The following is a 237-nucleotide window of genomic DNA, read 5'->3' on the forward strand; positions in this document are numbered from 1 at the left end:
GCATTTGGCAAGCGTGGTCATCAGGCCGTCTTCGCCGTCAATCAAAATGCCATTTTTGCCGCCTTTTTTGATTTTGGACTGCTTGACGATATTGGTTTCATCAATCGGGACGGGAGGCGGTTCATTCAGCGCGCCGCAGGCTTTGTGGATGGCGCGGTTGGAAACTTCGCCCTGACCGATGGCCGTATAGAGTTCATCGGTTTTTTTGAAGCCGAGTTTTTCTGCCAATGCTTGCAG

At 51.5% G+C, this 237-nt stretch carries 1 pseudogene; it reads right to left on the reverse strand.

The annotated features are described in order from the left end of the window. A pseudogene (locus ACI43T_RS12280) lies at positions 1-237 on the reverse strand (GTP pyrophosphokinase); the annotation flags it as partial.

The sequence above is a fragment of the Neisseria oralis genome (genome assembly GCF_045062685.1).
Lineage (GTDB): Bacteria > Pseudomonadota > Gammaproteobacteria > Burkholderiales > Neisseriaceae > Neisseria > Neisseria oralis.